12 protein-coding genes and 1 pseudogene are annotated in these 15,582 nt (G+C 46.8%); 6 read left to right on the top strand and 7 right to left on the bottom strand.

Annotated elements, in window-relative coordinates:
• The 3 genes and pseudogenes from RIC07_RS27305 to RIC07_RS27295 form a co-directional block, all read right to left on the bottom strand.
• Nucleotides 1-1,158: pseudogene (locus RIC07_RS27305) on the bottom strand (IS1634 family transposase); the annotation flags it as partial.
• A gap of 305 nt (nucleotides 1,159-1,463) precedes the next feature.
• Nucleotides 1,464-2,093: a restriction endonuclease subunit R gene (locus tag RIC07_RS27300; protein ID WP_446397268.1), complete on the bottom strand. Its 630-nt coding sequence runs from the start codon at nucleotides 2,091-2,093 to the stop codon at nucleotides 1,464-1,466.
• A 140-nt stretch (nucleotides 2,094-2,233) separates the two neighbouring features.
• Nucleotides 2,234-4,849 (bottom strand): chloride channel protein, encoded by a 2,616-nt coding sequence (locus RIC07_RS27295; protein ID WP_446397267.1) that lies wholly within the window; start codon nucleotides 4,847-4,849, stop codon nucleotides 2,234-2,236.
• On the opposite strand from RIC07_RS27295, the gene RIC07_RS27290 reads away from it, so the two are divergent.
• A complete protein-coding gene (locus tag RIC07_RS27290; protein ID WP_446397266.1) occupies nucleotides 4,829-5,095 on the top strand; it encodes a hypothetical protein in 267 nt (88 codons plus the stop codon). The two genes, RIC07_RS27295 and RIC07_RS27290, sit on opposite strands and share 21 nt — an antisense overlap.
• A gap of 236 nt (nucleotides 5,096-5,331) precedes the next feature.
• Here RIC07_RS27290 and RIC07_RS27285 read toward each other — a convergent pair whose 3' ends face one another.
• Nucleotides 5,332-6,660 carry a TldD/PmbA family protein gene (locus RIC07_RS27285; RefSeq protein ID WP_446397265.1) on the bottom strand — a complete coding sequence of 443 codons (1,329 nt, stop codon included), beginning with the start codon at nucleotides 6,658-6,660 and terminating at the stop codon, nucleotides 5,332-5,334.
• A gap of 68 nt (nucleotides 6,661-6,728) precedes the next feature.
• Nucleotides 6,729-7,592, bottom strand: a complete 864-nt coding sequence (locus RIC07_RS27280) for a Tab2 family RNA-binding protein (protein WP_446397264.1) — start codon at nucleotides 7,590-7,592, stop codon at nucleotides 6,729-6,731.
• Between the two features lie 90 nt (nucleotides 7,593-7,682).
• On the opposite strand from RIC07_RS27280, the gene RIC07_RS27275 reads away from it, so the two are divergent.
• From RIC07_RS27275 to lnt, 5 genes are all read left to right on the top strand, one after another.
• Nucleotides 7,683-7,913 carry a hypothetical protein gene (locus RIC07_RS27275; protein WP_446397263.1) on the top strand — a complete coding sequence of 77 codons (231 nt, stop codon included), beginning with the start codon at nucleotides 7,683-7,685 and terminating at the stop codon, nucleotides 7,911-7,913.
• Between the two features lie 166 nt (nucleotides 7,914-8,079).
• Nucleotides 8,080-8,766: a hypothetical protein gene (locus tag RIC07_RS27270; protein WP_446397262.1), complete on the top strand. Its 687-nt coding sequence runs from the start codon at nucleotides 8,080-8,082 to the stop codon at nucleotides 8,764-8,766.
• Nucleotides 8,767-8,958: 192 nt separating this feature from the next.
• Complete coding sequence (locus RIC07_RS27265; RefSeq protein ID WP_446397261.1) at nucleotides 8,959-9,330, top strand: hypothetical protein; 372 nt, start codon at nucleotides 8,959-8,961, stop codon at nucleotides 9,328-9,330.
• Between the two features lie 428 nt (nucleotides 9,331-9,758).
• Nucleotides 9,759-10,103: a cupin domain-containing protein gene (locus RIC07_RS27260; RefSeq protein WP_446364067.1), complete on the top strand. Its 345-nt coding sequence runs from the start codon at nucleotides 9,759-9,761 to the stop codon at nucleotides 10,101-10,103.
• A gap of 237 nt (nucleotides 10,104-10,340) precedes the next feature.
• Nucleotides 10,341-11,945, top strand: a complete 1,605-nt coding sequence (gene lnt / locus RIC07_RS27255; RefSeq protein WP_446397260.1) for an apolipoprotein N-acyltransferase — start codon at nucleotides 10,341-10,343, stop codon at nucleotides 11,943-11,945.
• A 180-nt stretch (nucleotides 11,946-12,125) separates the two neighbouring features.
• On the opposite strand, the gene RIC07_RS27250 is transcribed toward lnt, so the two are convergent.
• The gene (locus RIC07_RS27250) at nucleotides 12,126-12,479 is read right to left on the bottom strand and encodes a hypothetical protein (protein ID WP_446397259.1); all 354 of its coding nucleotides are present in this window, start codon (nucleotides 12,477-12,479) and stop codon (nucleotides 12,126-12,128) included.
• Between the two features lie 357 nt (nucleotides 12,480-12,836).
• Nucleotides 12,837-15,494 carry a CHAT domain-containing protein gene (locus RIC07_RS27245; protein WP_446397258.1) on the bottom strand — a complete coding sequence of 886 codons (2,658 nt, stop codon included), beginning with the start codon at nucleotides 15,492-15,494 and terminating at the stop codon, nucleotides 12,837-12,839.
• Nucleotides 15,495-15,582: the final 88 nt, after the last annotated feature.

Here is a 15,582-nt window from a genome sequence, read left to right as displayed (position 1 = left end):
AGTTATCTGAATTTTGAAATGTTTTGCCACACCATACTTGTTGATTACTTCACCGACTTTCAGTCCAATTTCTGCTTCACCCCTTAACGGACATCTTTGCCGTGATGTGGCGCTGACTATTTTATCTAATTTCTGCTCCGTAGCTTGTAATAACTCTTCTCGGTTTCTCTTTCTTTCTTCAGCTAAAAAGGGATTCCGACAGGCGACTAATCTCTCTCCAGGATAGTCTTCGCAGGTAATTTCGGCTAAGTCTTTTTCATCAAAGAGAGACAGTTGAATGTACGACTGATTAACCAGTTTCCGGATTTGGCTTGAACGCAGGGCAGTTATCCAATCCACTCCTGAATTTTCCTTCAGGTCTTCTCTTATTCTAGCTTGTGTAATCATCCCCCTGTCCCCCACCCAGATTATTTTCTCTAATCCAAACCGAGTGCGGACTTTTTCTATTTGTTGCGTTAATGTGCTGGGGTCGGCTGTATTTCCTTCAAAAACCTCTACAGAAATCGGACATCCTTGAGCGTTACATAATAATCCAAATACTATTTGCAGTTTGCCTTTTTTCTTGTCTCTATTATATCCGAATTTTGCCAAAGGACAAGTTTTTCCCTCAAAATATGTTGAACTGACATCATAGAGAACTAATGTTCCTTCTTCCAAATGGATAGCAGCTAGGCTCTTTTCTATCTCCTCTTGCCGAGACAAGAGCCAGTCCATCGCTAAATAGAGTTCATCTTCATCTGTTCTAGACAATCCCAATCGTTCTCCTAGACTGGATAGTTTAGTTGCCTCTTGTAACCCTCTCGCTGTGGCTAATTTCGACTTAGGGGCAATAATCCGTGCCGCTATCATCGATAGCACTAATCGTCTGTGACGTGTGTTATCGCTGCTGAGGATGCAGTCTAATACGATTTTTTTTATCGTTCCGAGTACAGAAGCAACGTTTCAGTTAGGGCTAGAGCGAACTATATTATACGCTTCTTCGATGTATTCAATTGATTTGCCTCCATTGAGAAGGATTTTTAAGCCGTCTACTGCTTCATCCGGCAATTTGGACAGGTTAGCTAGAGTCCGTTTACGCACTTTCTTTCCTTCGCGATAAGACTCACGAAGTAATACGGCTGGGGGAGAATTTCTGTTCGGAACACGTTCGATGTACATGACTACGATTGTCTCACAGATTTTCTCCCAAGACTATTAAGAAAACCTTAAATATACATGGGTACGATTTGAGGGGGCGAATTGGCTCAAACGCTTACCGAGTCGGGGTTTAGGCTTCTTGAGTCAATCGGGATGGGGGGAACTTCAGGTTATAGATTCTACCCAGCGTGTGGAACTACTTTCCGGAACGTCTAGGTTACCTATCCTCAGGGAAATTGAATTAGAACTAACCGTTGATCAGGTTTTTGATTGGTTAACCTTGGGATGATTGGTCATTTGAGAGGGAACTCGGCAACTAAAAAAAGTTAACTACTAATTACAATTTGACTTAAGCGCTTCAAAATTTTGAGAACGCTGTACAAATCTCCAGGGTTGCGAGTCGCTAATAAGTTTGATGTCGCGTATTTGGGATAGTCTTCCTGAACACATTTGACAAATATGAATGTTCCTCCACTGGTAATCATGCCATAGCTAGGTTTTTCTGGATTGGGATTTCCTAGCATATACGCCAACATTTGGGCAAGTCCGGCTTCAATGGAATAGGAGGCTCGTTTCGACTCGATAACCATGACCCAAAGCTGGTTTTTTAAGACTAATGTATCAATTCTTCCCCTGATAATTACACCATCATCTTCCTCGATAATATCAATGGATTGTTCGGATTTAACGTAAAAGGGAGCCAGATAAAAATCACCAATGAAGAGAATAGGGTCTAAGACAGCCATTCTCACCACATCCTCTAGTAAGGGGGGATAGTTAAGCAGATTGAGATAACCCGCTTTTACTTTGTCTAATTGTTGTTTTTTGGAATCAGATAGATCGGGTAAATTTTCCTGCCACTCTGGAAAAAATTGGTTGTCTTCAACCAGTTGAAGTCTATAGTTTTCTATGAGATAGCGTAAATCTATATCTTGGGCTTGAATGATTTGTACCATAACGAGTTGGTGAAATTTATTATTTGTTTCCCGTTCTATAATACCCGTCGATGGAATCTAATCTTTTACGGTAATTTATGGCTCAGGTTAAGGGCGCACGTCTATGCGCCCCTACTCTTTTATACTTCTACCCTTCTACCTTATGTCACGCTGCGAACTAGAATAACGGTACTCTTAACCCGCCGCGCGATCGCTTCCGGTATATTCTCCTGAATCATTAGCTGTAATAGCCCTTCCCGACTTGCGCCTAAAAGCACGACATCACATAATTGGTTATTGGCGATATAAACCACCGCATCAGAAACCTCACTGGCGCGAATGGGAATCCGGCGAATCCGACCCTCGATTTGTTTCTTTAAAAAGTCGCTAGCTTCTTCTATGGCGGTTGTATCCGTAATCGTATCTTCTGGATCAAAGACTTGGCATAATCGAATATCAGGTGGCTTACTACTTAAGGGAATTAACGCTGGCAGAAATTCCAAAGCGCGTTGCGAATTCGGACCGCCTGCGATGGGAATCAACCAACGCTGAAAGAAGGGAGGGATATAAGGCGGATGCATCATTTCACCCAATTTAACGACCATCACATCACAGGGCGCTTGTCGAATCACCCCATCCACTACCCCGCCAAAAATGCGTCCAGGGGTTGAGGTTGAGCCTTTCCACCCCATCATCATCAAATTAATATGTCGTTCTTTAATGGTGTCTAGAATCGCTTGAGTAATATCCTGACTCACCCGTATTTGAGTGTGAACGGGTACATGCCAATCTCGTCCCCACTTTTCCGCCTGACGTAATAACCGACGAATTTTTGTTGTTTTTACTGGCGTTTCAGCAGGAGACGTGCTGCGGGAGACGAGAATCACTTGTAGACATTCCAATTCATAGTCGCGATCGCGGGCGATGGCGGCGGCAAGTTTGACTAATATCGGGGCGGTTTGGGGATTAGCGATGGGAACCAATAACCGTCCTCGTCCCGTTTCTGGCGATCGGGTTTGATAAACCACATAAGAGGGTTCTGATTGTGATCTAGTCTGAGTTGTCTTACTATCAAGCTGATCCAATTCCGCCCGAATAATATCGCTGCGGGTAATAATTCCCAATAACTTACGCCCTTCAGTGACTGGGAGGCGACTGAGGTGGTAACGGTTGAGCAGATAAAGCACATCGACTAAACTCGCTGTCGGCTTCACCGTTATCGGGTGCGATGTCATAATCTCTGCTAGGGGTGTGGTGCCGGGAAACGGACAACGGGGCGGATTGCCTTGCATTTTTGTCGCCTGTGTAAGATCGGATTGACTAATAATCCCCACTAGCGTCCCTTCATCTACCACAGGAAACCCTTGATGCGTCGAACGAGATACCATCTGCAAGGCGTCATCCAGAGTCATGTGCAGCGATAAGGTTTCCACCTGTCGTTGCATCAAATCCTCTGCTGTTAACCCAACCAATGAACCCTTGTCTACTTTTTGAGTGGGGGAGGTATACCCTCTCCATTCCAACAGACGCTGATAAAGTGAGCCTTTGGAGAGTTGATCAGCGATCAGATAAGACACCACACAGGTGATCATTAACGGTAAAACTAGATTAAAATCCGCCGTAATCTCGAAGATGATTACGATCGCGGTTATAGGAACCTTAGATACGGCACTAAAAAACGCCCCCATCCCGGCTAAGGCGTAAGTCGTCGGTTCTCCAACCCCTAAAAACGATAACTTGGCAATGCCGATTAGATAACCGAGGGCAGAACCCAAAACCAATGACGGGTGAAATAAACCCCCAGGAGCGCCTGATCCATAAGAGACAATCGCCAGAAAAAAGTAGGTCACTAAGGCAAGGCTAGTGAATTGCCAAGTCGCTTCGCCTGTAATTAACAATTCCCGTAACCCACTATTATTGCGAAAATCGGGGGGTAATAGAGAAACTAAACACCCACAGATTAATCCCGCTAGCCCCATTTTCACCGCCAAGGAGACATGAAAGCGGCGCTGTAGGGTCAGGGAAAATAGAATTCCTCGATTAAATAAGGTTGCCAGTAATCCAGCTAAAACACCCAGGAGTAAATAAAAGGGAATCTCCGGAGCGGAAAAACTGGTAGTTGTTTCACCCCATTCCAGGTTCAGGTCGAGACTACGCCCTCCTAAAATCCGAGAAATCACCGCACCGATAAACGAGGCGAGAATTGCCGTTCCTAGAGTTAACCCAGAAAAATCATGGAGTAACTCCTCAACCACAAACAAAATACCCGCAATTGGCGTATTAAATCCCGCCGCTAAACCCGCCGCCGCCCCTGCTGAAATGATCTGTCGTCGATGGCTGGGGGATGTGGGAAACCAATGGCTAAATTGAGCCGCCAACGCTGCACCAATATGCACCGTGGGTCCTTGGCGTCCCAGAGTAAGTCCTCCCGCGATCGCGAAAATACTGCTGAGGAGTTTAACCACCGCCACCCGCAAATCAAGAGCGATGGGATATTGAGCAAGTGCGGCTTTAATCTGAGGAATACCACTCCCAGAAGCCTCAGGAGCCAAATACTCGACCAAGAATCCAGACAGCGCTCCCAATACCAATCCGAACGCGGGTAAAACTAAAAATGGTGGATATTGTTCAGAAGTTTGAACCCGCCATGAACCGAGCCAACCAATACTGTGTTGGAGTAACACGGCGGATAGCGCAGAAACCACCCCAATTAAACAAGCTTCTGCGATCGCCAAACGTCGCTTGGGCAGTAACCATTGACGTATGGGATTGATCATTGGTCATTGGTCATTGGTCATTTGTCATTGGTCATTGGTCATTGGTCATTTGTCATTCGTTATTTGTCATTGGTCATTGGTCATTGGTCATTTGTCATTTGTCATTGGTCATTCGTTGAAGAATTCTTGCACTCCATTGGGGCGGGTTTAGTGACATCAGGGTGGAAACCAAACGCCAACGGTAAAACCCGCCCCTACAAACAGGACAGGTTTTGCAGCCAATCTAGGGATAACAATCAATATTAGTCCCTAAAGTTGAAACTTGCCCCTACTCTCCCCCAGCTTCCCCAGCTTCCCCAGCTCCCCCAGCTTCCCCAGCTCCCCCAGCTTCCCCAGCTTCCCCAGCTTCCCCAGCTCCCCCAGCTTCCCCAGCTTCCCCAGCTTCCCCAGCTTCCCCAGCTTCCCCAGCTTCCCCAGCTCCCCCAGCTCCCCCGGCTCCCCCGGCTCCCCCGGCTCCCCATCACCCCCTCTCTCCTAACGAGCTAAATCAAAATAGAGGTTTGCTCAGAAGCCGTCACTGAGAGTCCTTCTAAGACTAAGGAGGGGGTATAACATGGACCATTCCATTCTGCATCTTCACCTAGGGCAACAATCTGCTTGAGGGCAGTGTAGACATTTCCCGCAACCATGGTGTCTTTTACCCGACCGATGATCGTACCGTTGCAGACGCGATACCCTAAATCTACATTGACAGAAAAGTCTCCAGATATGCCAGCCCCACCACCGAGGATTTGGTCGATGACTAATCCATCATCGAGTTGCATCAGTAAGTCTCTCAATGAGCCTTTACCGGGTTGCACCATGATATTGACTAAACCTGGGGTGGGATAACTGCCTAAGCTGGGACGAAATCCATTCCCTGTACTGCCTGTTCCCAGTAATCGCCCAATGGTGCGATCGCCATAAAACTGTTGCAACTGTCCTTCGCGAATTAATAATAGGGGTCGAGTCGGAGTCCCTTCGTCGTCAAAAGGACAGCTATAGGGACCCGTATTCGGTTGTTGAGATAGGGTAAGGTTGAGGGAACTGACCACTTGACCCAAGCGATCGCTCCAGGGGGAAGCCCTTTCCCATACCTGTTTTCCATTTAATGCGGTTTGGACGGTATCCCAGAGTAAATCGGCGGCTTTGGCGGTGAGCAAAATCGGCACTTGACCGATAGGGGGATAAACGTTATTTTGCGCCCAGTTGAGGCGTTGCTGAATCGCTTGTACGATTTTATCGGCGTTAAGCTGTTCCCGTTGGGTTTGACCATCCGAGACGCATAAAAAGTCATCGCCGCGCACCCATTCGACGGAGACAAAACAGTTGAGTGTGGTGTCGGTGTAGTGACAATCTAAGCCTTGAGAGTTGATCAAGCGGATGGTTTCGGCTTCACATTCCAATTCGGCGGTACACAGAACCTCTGGATTTGCGTCCCGAATTTTGGCGATCGCTTCTTTGCCCATGACGACCAATTCTTCTACCGCCACGGACTTGCCCAAGTCGGGATAACCTTCGGTACGTCCCGGTGTGAGTTCCACCGATTCCGATTCATTCAGAGTGCTAATGGCAATGGCGCGATCCACTAAGTCTTGGGGATTCACTGCACCATAAGCAACCGCCAATCCGGGACGACCGTTTTTCCATAAGCGTAGCGCCACCCCTTCTGATTGACTACTTTCTAGCCGCTTGAGGCGATTCGCTTCAAAGAGTACAGGTCGAGACAGCGATTGCGACTGATACACCTCAGCATCCTTGGCTCCAGCTTTGAGTGCCAGATCTAGGAGTTGTTCGGAGGACAAAGCGGGTGACAAATTCGGAGACTCCATAATACTTAGGCTTAATGATTCTGTTTATAGTTCCGGCTCATGGTGATAAACCCCTAACCCATTCAGGGCTACGTTAATTCTTGCAATAACCAAAATCCAGCAAAGGTTTCTGAGGTTGGTGTTGACTGCACGGCGAGAAAATGTATGGACTGGGCGTTTTCTTTGGCAGATTCAAAGCCTTGAGCTTCCGCTAGGGTTTGGGCATCGGTGAGGTTGGCTAAAATCCAGCTATCACTAGCACCCGTTTCCAGTAATAACCGAGGAGTGACACCTCCCTGAAATTTAACAAACGCTAGTTCTAAACCCGACATCCACGCGGCTAGAGCTTTGGCGCGATCGGAGAAAATAATCATGCCCGGAATGCGCGTATCGGGAGCGAGATCCATCATTGACAGGGGAAAAGCTTCACCAAAGTCAATGTCCCACTCCTCCATATCAGCAAATGCTTCGGCTTCTAAGCTCACCAATGCCCATTTTTGTCCCTGGATGGCGTCGGGTAAGGGTTGAGGAACTTGAGGTTGGTAGCGCACAAAGGCAGAGGCGGCGGCTGAGGACTGATATCCGGGTTGCTGGGGATAAACGTCCTTGAGCCGCTGGTTGAGCCAGTGATCCAGCGTGTATGTGCGACGACTGGCGATCGCGGGAATGCCTAACTCTTGGCAGGCTTTAGTAATCATGTTGTTCATCTGACGCCGGAAAAAGCGAATTTTTGTCGGTGTTTGTCCAGCTTTCGCGATCGCCTCTTCTAGGGATTGCCGCAACCATAAGGAGTTGACCTCCTGGTTGGAACAAAACTGCGCGTACTGAAATAAGTCGTCCGTGGATTGGTGGATGTTTAAAGGACTCTCACAAATTAAGACTTCCCAGAGCTTCTTCTGATTGTCGTCCAAGATTGGACGTGAATAGAAATCGAGTTCCCAAATAATCGTCATGCCAAGACTGTATAATCTAACCCCTCTTCTAATAATACGGGTTAGCGATCCGCTCCCTGAACGATTTATGCCAAGTTGCGGTCAAATCGAGTGGATAGGGGAGATGGGGGAGCAGGGGAAGCGGGGGGAGCAAGGGAAGCTGGGGAAGCGGGGGAAGCTGGGGAAGCTGGGGGAGCTGGGGGAGCTGGGGGAGCTGGGGGAGCTGGGGGAGCTGGGGGAGCGGGGGAAGCTGGGGGAGCTGGGGGAGCTGGGGGAGCTGGGGGAGCTGGGGAAGCGGGGGGAGCGGGGGAAGCTGTGGAAGCGGGGGAAGATAACGGATGAGATGTTAAGAACGCGGTAAGTTAGAGGTAAGCGCCCTATCCATACCTGTAAATCACTGATCATGCCTGTGAATCGAATTGTCCTGTTATGCGTGGTTGGAGGTGGACTGGCTATATTTGTGTTGTCAAATTTGTCAGCCCCCGCCTTGTCTATCGTATTTTTAGGAATGCAAACAGTTGCATTACCTCTGACGGTATGGATAGGACTGGCGATCGCACTCGGCATACTCACCAGTTTAGTCTTACAATTGCTCAGTTTTCGACCCAGGAGGGTTCAGAGGTTTGATCGCGCCGCCCAAGCATCGCCTCCAAATCGCTGGCGATCAGATGTTGAGTTTGAGCAGGAGGAACCTGAACCGGAAGAAACTGAACCAGAAATGCCACCTCCCCCACCCCCTCCACCACCACCTCCTCCCAATCCTTCCCCCTCTGCTTCCGGTTCAGATTGGGATCAAGCTGTTGCTCCAGAGTGGAACTTTGAAGGAGAATCGGCAACATCCATAGAGGACGAGTTTGACTGGGATGAGTTTGAAAGTCAGCCAGAGGAAGAGGTATTAGAGGAAGAGGAAACAGAACGCGATCGCGAAGAGCGCAGTATCGGAAGCGATCGCAGTAGTTACGAACCACCTCAAGAACCCAGCCGCCGTTCTCAATCCGACTCGGTTTATTCCTACAGTTACCGGGAATCTAATACGTCTAAATCGAGGATTGGCAAATCTGAGGCAGTGTATGATGCTAACTATCGAGTAATTACCCCGCCGTACCGCCAACCTCCACCCCAAGCGGAACCGGAGGATGAGAATGAAGATGAAGACTGGGGATTTGAGTTTGATGATCAAGACAGAGGTTCGTAACTGAAACTCTATCAATGAGCTATTTATTATTACCCAGCGTGTAAATGGTAAACTTGGTAACACATTTGGTCAACAAATCAATAAAAAATTAATCCCATTGTAAATTTATCGGCAAACTCTTGGTATGCTGAAAAGTATAATCAGTCTCAACAGTAGCAAGTTTTCAACACTATAAAACCAGGGAGAGCGCTCATGAGACGCCACACACTCGTTGTTTTAAGCATCACTACTGCGGTCTTTGGCTTAGTCCCCCTTGCCCAAGCTCAGTCAGACTCACCGTTTAGCGCTAATGACAATTCGGTTACGTTATCCGGTGAATCCCTACGGACTGTACAACGTCGCAGTCTATCCAACGATTACCGTTCTTTCTTCAATACCAACTCGTCCATTGCTCCAGATGCAGCAGGAGTGAATTCTACAGATTCAAGCTTTGCCATTAGCGATCGCCTACGAATTGTAGTGGGAGATACCCTCAACTCTGGTGATCCCCTTGACCTATTTCCGGCTGTGGGAGAAGAGGGAGATGTTCAGCGACTCAAGTTACAAGTGCCGCTCAGGGAATAATTAGTCATAATTATTCTCAAATGACATCCGCAAAGTCGCGCAAAATTATTTGATAACTATTGCCGATGTCATAGCCGTAAAAAATAGAAGACAATTAAGAAACAACTCCAACACAAACAACTAATCTGGGCTAGTACGGTGAGAAATGATCCTGATTTCTCAAGTCTACTAGCCTATTCTCTTGGGCAAAAGGTAAAGGGTAAAAGGAAATAAGTAGTCGGACAAAGGAAAGTTGACGGTTGAAATTAGGGGACTCTTAACAGGGATCAGTAATAATTTGAGGCTTGTTAAGATTTCTTAGTACAGCGGGCAGAATTTATGTCCAGGTACTTACAAGATTTAGTTTCTAAATGATACCCAATCCCATGACAGCGGTTTTCAAGTTCGTGAAGTACGTTATTTTTATCATTTTTTATTATTCATGAGATATGCCAAATATTTTTAATCTCCCTTCCCAACTGTCTAATGAAGAACAATTTGAGGCATTAGTCTCTAGTGATAGCGTGTTAATTGAGCGAATTATCTCCACAGGGCAAACTACACCAACCGGAGAATGGTATGATCAGCAGCAGGATGAGTGGGTTATCCTGCTTCAGGGGGAAGCAATTCTTATCTATGGCGATGGGTCTAAAATTGAACTGAAAGCCGGGGATTATGTTTTGATTAATGCTCATCAAAAGCACCGAGTTGAATGGACAAGCTCTCACCCACCCTGTATTTGGCTGGCTGTCCATGGTAATCTCAAATCTAATGGCAGAGACGATAAAATCTGAGTTAATTCAACACTGAAAACGGGTGAGTGAAAAACTATGATAAATTGACACTTGACTTTTCCATTCCTTGTAAATCAGAGTTCGGATTACTGGAGTAGTGCTAAATGGCGCTGACTCGCATAGCCTAGAAATAAATGAATTAACTTTTTGAACCCGTTTCAACGGGTTTGGTGCTTTTAGCCCCAACTTTAGTTGAGGGCTGAAGTCAGCGACATTCCCCTTAAGTCCTTTGTCACTATGCAAATTCCTAAGCAACTTTGGCGAGCGTCTCCTATCTTATTATCCCTGCTGGGTGGTATCCTTATGGGATTAACTCCATCCCCTGTAGAAGCCTGGTCTTTGGCGTGGATTGCTTTAGTGCCTTTATGGTTCTTAGTAGTCACCCGTCAAAGTCTGCGCCAGACGGCTTTATATGGTTTCTGCTGGGGGATGGGTTACCAAGGTTTAGCCCTATTTTGGATTACAGGTGTTCATCCCATGGATTGGATGGGAGTACCCTGGTTAGCCAGTTTAGCGATCGCGCTTTTTTGCTGGGTGTTTATTACCCTCTGGGGGACGATTCTGGTGGTGCTGTGGGCGGTGGGGATGACGGCGTTCAATTCACTATTAAATCGTCAAGGGGTCAAGTTTAGGACAGTTACTCGCGTCTTAGTTGGAATTGCCCTCTGGTGTGGTTTAGAAGCCTTCTGGACTTTAGGAGATCTCAATTGGACATCTCTGGCTTATACCCAAAGTCCCCATAATTTATGGATTTTACACCTGGGTCAGATTTCGGGTCCGTTTACAGTAACCGCCGCCGTTGTCGCGGTGAATGGGTTAATCGCAGAAGCTGGAATTAGTTATTTCTCTAATCGCACCCAACGAGTCACTGGATCTAAGGCAAAGCAGAAATTTATCCTAGTTTTAGGACTTCTTGTCGGTTTCCATTTGATTGGATTTGGACTCTACAGTCGCCCGCTGATTCAACCCACTCAAGCCGCTTTCAAGGTTGGTATTATTCAAGGGAATATTCCGAACCGAATTAAACTCTATCGAGATGGTTGGAGTCGGGCAATTGAAAATTATACCAATGGTTACAACGCCTTAGCGGATAAAGGAGTAGAAGCTGTCCTAACACCGGAAACAGCATTACCCTTTCTCTGGGATGAACAGATTAATCAATTTCGCTCACCCGTTCCCTTTTATCAATACAAACTCGATCGCTTTAAAGAGGCTATTTTAGACAAAGGTGTACTGGTTTGGCTGGGGGCGTTTGGTGAAAAAGGAGATAGCCTGACGAATAGTTTATTTACGATTACAGGTACAGGGGAAACCATCAGCCGCTATAACAAAGTGATTCTCGTCCCGTTAGGCGAATATATTCCCTTTGAGGAACTATTGGGTAGTTTAATTGATCGCCTTTCCCCCTTAGATGCCCATTTAGCCGCAGGTCAACCCAACCAACAGTTTGACACACCGTTTGGTCGTGCGATCGCGGGGATTTGTTATGAGTCAGCTTTTGCCTATCATTTCCACCGTCAAGCCGCTAGGGGAGGTGAGTTTATTCTAAGTGCTTCAAATAATGCTCACTATAGTGAAACCATGCCCGCCCAACATCACGCCCAAGATGTGATGAGAGCTATTGAAACAGATCGATGGGCAGTACGGGCAACAAATACAGGCTATTCTGGCATTGTCGATCCTCATGGGAGAACCTTATGGCTTTCTGGGATTAATACATACCAGATTCATGCGGCGACAGTTTATCGGCGACAAACCCAAACACTTTATGTACGCTGGGGCAATTGGTTAACGCCAACATTAATAGGATTGGCGATTTTAGCGTTTATCGTGAGTCGCTAATCCTGTTTGTAGTAGGCGCTTGATTCGTCTCTAGCAGGAGGACTAAAGTCCTCACTACAAACATCCAAAACCCTGCACGTTTGTTTAGCTGCGATTTCAACCACCATAACTGTTTACGTTACTGGATACTATTTGTTATAGTCTCAGAAAGAGGATAATTATCCGCCGGATTTCTTCTATCTAAGGAATAATATTTTTTATCCTCTGAACCATCGCAATTTTCCCCGCATAAACATGTAGGGGCGCACAGACGTGCGCCCTTTGCTGACGTACACCGTTACACAGGGGCGGGTTTAGTCGCATCTGGGTGCAGAGGAAACGATAATTGTGAAACCCGCCCCTACACACAGGCATGAGAATACCACCCAAAAGAGGCGATCGCTCATCGTTGGTGTTCATTGTGCGATCGCGTGACATGCAATACGGTGACGGTGCTGTATCGGGAGGTAAACTTTGCAGATTTCCATTCGGAATTAGCCAAGGTTCAAGGTTTGGTGTGAAGATATTGAGCCGTAATCCAGCGCGATCACTCACATCATTCTCTGCTTTTTTTATGGGTACTGTGGTGTTGAGGAGAAACAATTGGTATAGTTCGGTTCACAGGGTATCCGTAATTCCAGATAAACACTGTAGGGGCGACCCGCCGCACAAAATTAACACCACCCACCGATTAATGTTATCGGGTCGCCCTGCATCGGATATCGGTAATTATCTGACACCGCCTAGATTTAGACAAGGGCGAGTCGAGACCCGAAAATTCCACCACCACCATTAGAGCCGCGACTCGCCCCTACAACCGCGATAATCCCCACAATTCCGACAATATCTATAGCGGCTTTTCCCATCGGAATAAACCAGAAATGATCAGGGTGAAACCCGCCCCTACAACCGTTAAATCCAATTGCCAACTAATACAAACGGTGTCCAAAAATAGGGATGTTTCCGATACTTTGGATCTTGCAAAATCAAGAGTTGAGCGCGACGCAGGGCTTCAGCCTTACTCACTTTATCCTCAGTGAGGACTTGGTAAAATTTCACCATCAAATCCGCCGTCGTCGCGTCATCCACTAACCATAATGTGGCTATCGTACTCCTCGCCCCCGCTCTCACGGCGACACCCGCTAATCCCAATGCAGCTTGATCATCGCCTTTGGCGGTTTCACAGGCACTGAGTACCAGTAATTCAATGGGATTGGTGCGACGCAGATCGGTTGTTTTGAGTAAGGAACTCAATTCATTCACATTCAGCTTATCATCCCACGTAATAATAAAGGTTCCCTCGGCTTCTGAACTAAACTGACCGTGGGTGGCGAGGTGGACAACGGGAAATGATACGTTACCCATCGTATTTTCTAATGTGGATTTGGTAAACTCCTGATTGAGTAACAATTTCCCTGGCATAAACGATTGAATTTGTTGAAGTTCGATTTTTACATTGGGGAGGGCGGAAAAGTCTAGGCGAGATTCGGAAAGTCCAGCCGTTAACACTTCAAGCTTTTGTTCAGTAAGCGGTGTGGACTCTAACAATTCTAACCCTGGAGTCAGTGCGATCGCATAGTTTTGCAGTAAGAATTGATCCCCGTCGTGCAGCGCCGCCATCGGGATATTCCGCAGCGTGCCATTCAATACAAAGACTAGGGTTTTTACCTCACTTTGGGCTAAATCGGCGGCGACGGGTTTGATAATCCAGTCATAGATTTTTCGGGCGAGGGGCAGAAATCTTAAGCTGGTACGCTGAGGTAAGGCTTGACGGAATTCCTCTAATGTGCTTTTTAATTCAGTTTGGGAGACAAAGGTGGTGTAACGGCGTAAGGGGTGATTGGGTAAATGAACAATGATTTCTAAGCGATCAGATAGAATAATCGGGTAAAGTACGGCAGCTTCTTGGTCAATCGTATCAATATTTACAGGTTGAGCCGTGATACAATCCGCTTGAAAGAAGTTATCCAATTCTGCGATTTGGAGTAATTCGATCACATGACGGGCTTGTTCGAGTTGTTCTGGACTGGTTTGGGTATCATCTTCGGGTAATAGGAGTTCGACTAACTGTCGGTAGATGGGTTCAACCTGTTTGCGAAAGGAATACTGGACATTAGAATTAACCGCGACTAAATCACTACGCAGGGATTGCAACGTATCCACCGCCCCTTGGTATGCGGCAATTGCCCCTTGAATATCGCCTTGCTGTTTGAGTAAGCGCCCTAATTGCCATTGCCAAGGATACAGACTATCCCAGGCTTCAATGGCTTGGGTTTGGATTAAGGCTTTTTGGGTTAAATCTTGGGCTTGTTGCAGTTGATTGGTTTGTTCGTAAAGATGTCCCAGGGTTCCTAATGCATAAGCGTGGAGGCGTTTGTCTCTCAGAGTTTCCGCCTGTTGGATAGCCATTGTCAGGATTTGGGCGATGTCTGAATGTAGAGACGTGCCATGGCGTGTCTCTAATTTGATTAGACTTTCGGCAAAATTAATCCGAGATGTAATTGCTTGATCTGAAAGCGGTAAGGTATTCAGTTGATTTTGGATTTGGGGAATTAAGGTTTGCGCTTGTTGGTGATTTCCGGTTTCAATAAGTAAGCTAAGTTGATTGAGTTTTGCCTGTAATTGGATCAGGGGAGATGGGGCTTCAGTTATCGCTTGTTCATAGAACTCCAGGGCGGCTTCAACTTGCTGCTGTTGACGGGTGGTATTGGCAAGACTGAATAGGGCGGCGCTGATATCTGGGGGGGATTCTAACTGGCGGGCAATTTGTAAACTTTCGTCTAATACCTGACGGGCTTGGGGCAAGTCGTTTACGAATTGTAACACTTCCCCTAGCGATCGCAAGCCGACGGCTTTGGTGAGGGAATCGGGTTGATTATCCAGGGTTTGTCTGACTTGCTGGAGTAAGGCTAATGCGCGTCGATGAAATCCCAAGGCTTGCATGGCTTGCGCTTGGTTAATTTGGCTTTTTAGTTTACCTGTTTTATCCCCTAACTGATTGTACAGGGCGGTAGCTTCCTCCCAGGTGGCTAAGGCTGGTTCGGGTTGTCCCTGATTCAGTTGTAAACGCCCCTGAATCGTTAGGCTTTGGGCTAAGACATTCAGGTGATGGGTAGAAACGTCGCGGTTTGGTTCAGTTTGCAGTAAAGTTAAACTCTGGGAAATGGCGTCGTTTGCCTCAGACCATAGGCTGAGTTGGTGATAGGCTAAGGAGAGATTACTGAGAACTGTGGCTTGCTTGATGGTATCGCCTTGACGTTGATAGGCTTGGGCGGCTTTTTCTAGGAGTTCTACGGCATCAGCATATTGTCCTGCTTCGTAAAAAGTTCTGCCTTGTTTTACCCACGCTTCCGGGGAAGAATCAGCAATTTTTGTCTCGATTGTGGCTATTTTGGGTTCGTTTTGTCCGATTCCGGTTGCGGATACGGGGGAAATTACTATACATAAAATGGCGGTGAGAATGGCTAATAGTAGCCATGAGATACCCCATTGATTGGCGCTAAAGCGCTTACTACGAACTAGGGCGCTAAATCTTTTTATACGAACAGGTAGATACCATTTGTTTTTCATATTATTTTATTCCAAAAAGATTGTGTTTTAGGGGTACGACATTATTTATTCTTGCTCCCCCTGCTTCCCCCGCTCCCCCTGCTTCCCC

Source organism: Coleofasciculus sp. E1-EBD-02 (assembly GCF_040218245.1).
Classification (GTDB): domain Bacteria; phylum Cyanobacteriota; class Cyanobacteriia; order Cyanobacteriales; family Coleofasciculaceae; genus Coleofasciculus.
The sequence above is the reverse complement of the archived record's forward strand: the minus strand, read 5'-3'. Positions and strand labels throughout refer to the sequence as shown.

Bases quoted from the DNA above. Each gene is read 5' to 3' on its own strand.
- RIC07_RS27285 (WP_446397265.1), bottom strand. From the start codon at position 6,660: ATGGAGTCTCCGAATTTGTCACCCGCTTTGTCCTCCGAACAACTCCTA.
- RIC07_RS27295 (WP_446397267.1), bottom strand. From the start codon at position 4,849: ATGATCAATCCCATACGTCAATGGTTACTGCCCAAGCGACGTTTGGCG.
- RIC07_RS27280 (WP_446397264.1), bottom strand. From the start codon at position 7,592: ATGACGATTATTTGGGAACTCGATTTCTATTCACGTCCAATCTTGGAC.
- lnt (WP_446397260.1), top strand. From the start codon at position 10,341: ATGCAAATTCCTAAGCAACTTTGGCGAGCGTCTCCTATCTTATTATCC.
- RIC07_RS27265 (WP_446397261.1), top strand. From the start codon at position 8,959: ATGAGACGCCACACACTCGTTGTTTTAAGCATCACTACTGCGGTCTTT.
- RIC07_RS27245 (WP_446397258.1), bottom strand. From the start codon at position 15,494: ATGAAAAACAAATGGTATCTACCTGTTCGTATAAAAAGATTTAGCGCC.
- RIC07_RS27300 (WP_446397268.1), bottom strand. From the start codon at position 2,093: ATGGTACAAATCATTCAAGCCCAAGATATAGATTTACGCTATCTCATA.
- RIC07_RS27260 (WP_446364067.1), top strand. From the start codon at position 9,759: ATGCCAAATATTTTTAATCTCCCTTCCCAACTGTCTAATGAAGAACAA.
- RIC07_RS27270 (WP_446397262.1), top strand. From the start codon at position 8,080: ATGCAAACAGTTGCATTACCTCTGACGGTATGGATAGGACTGGCGATC.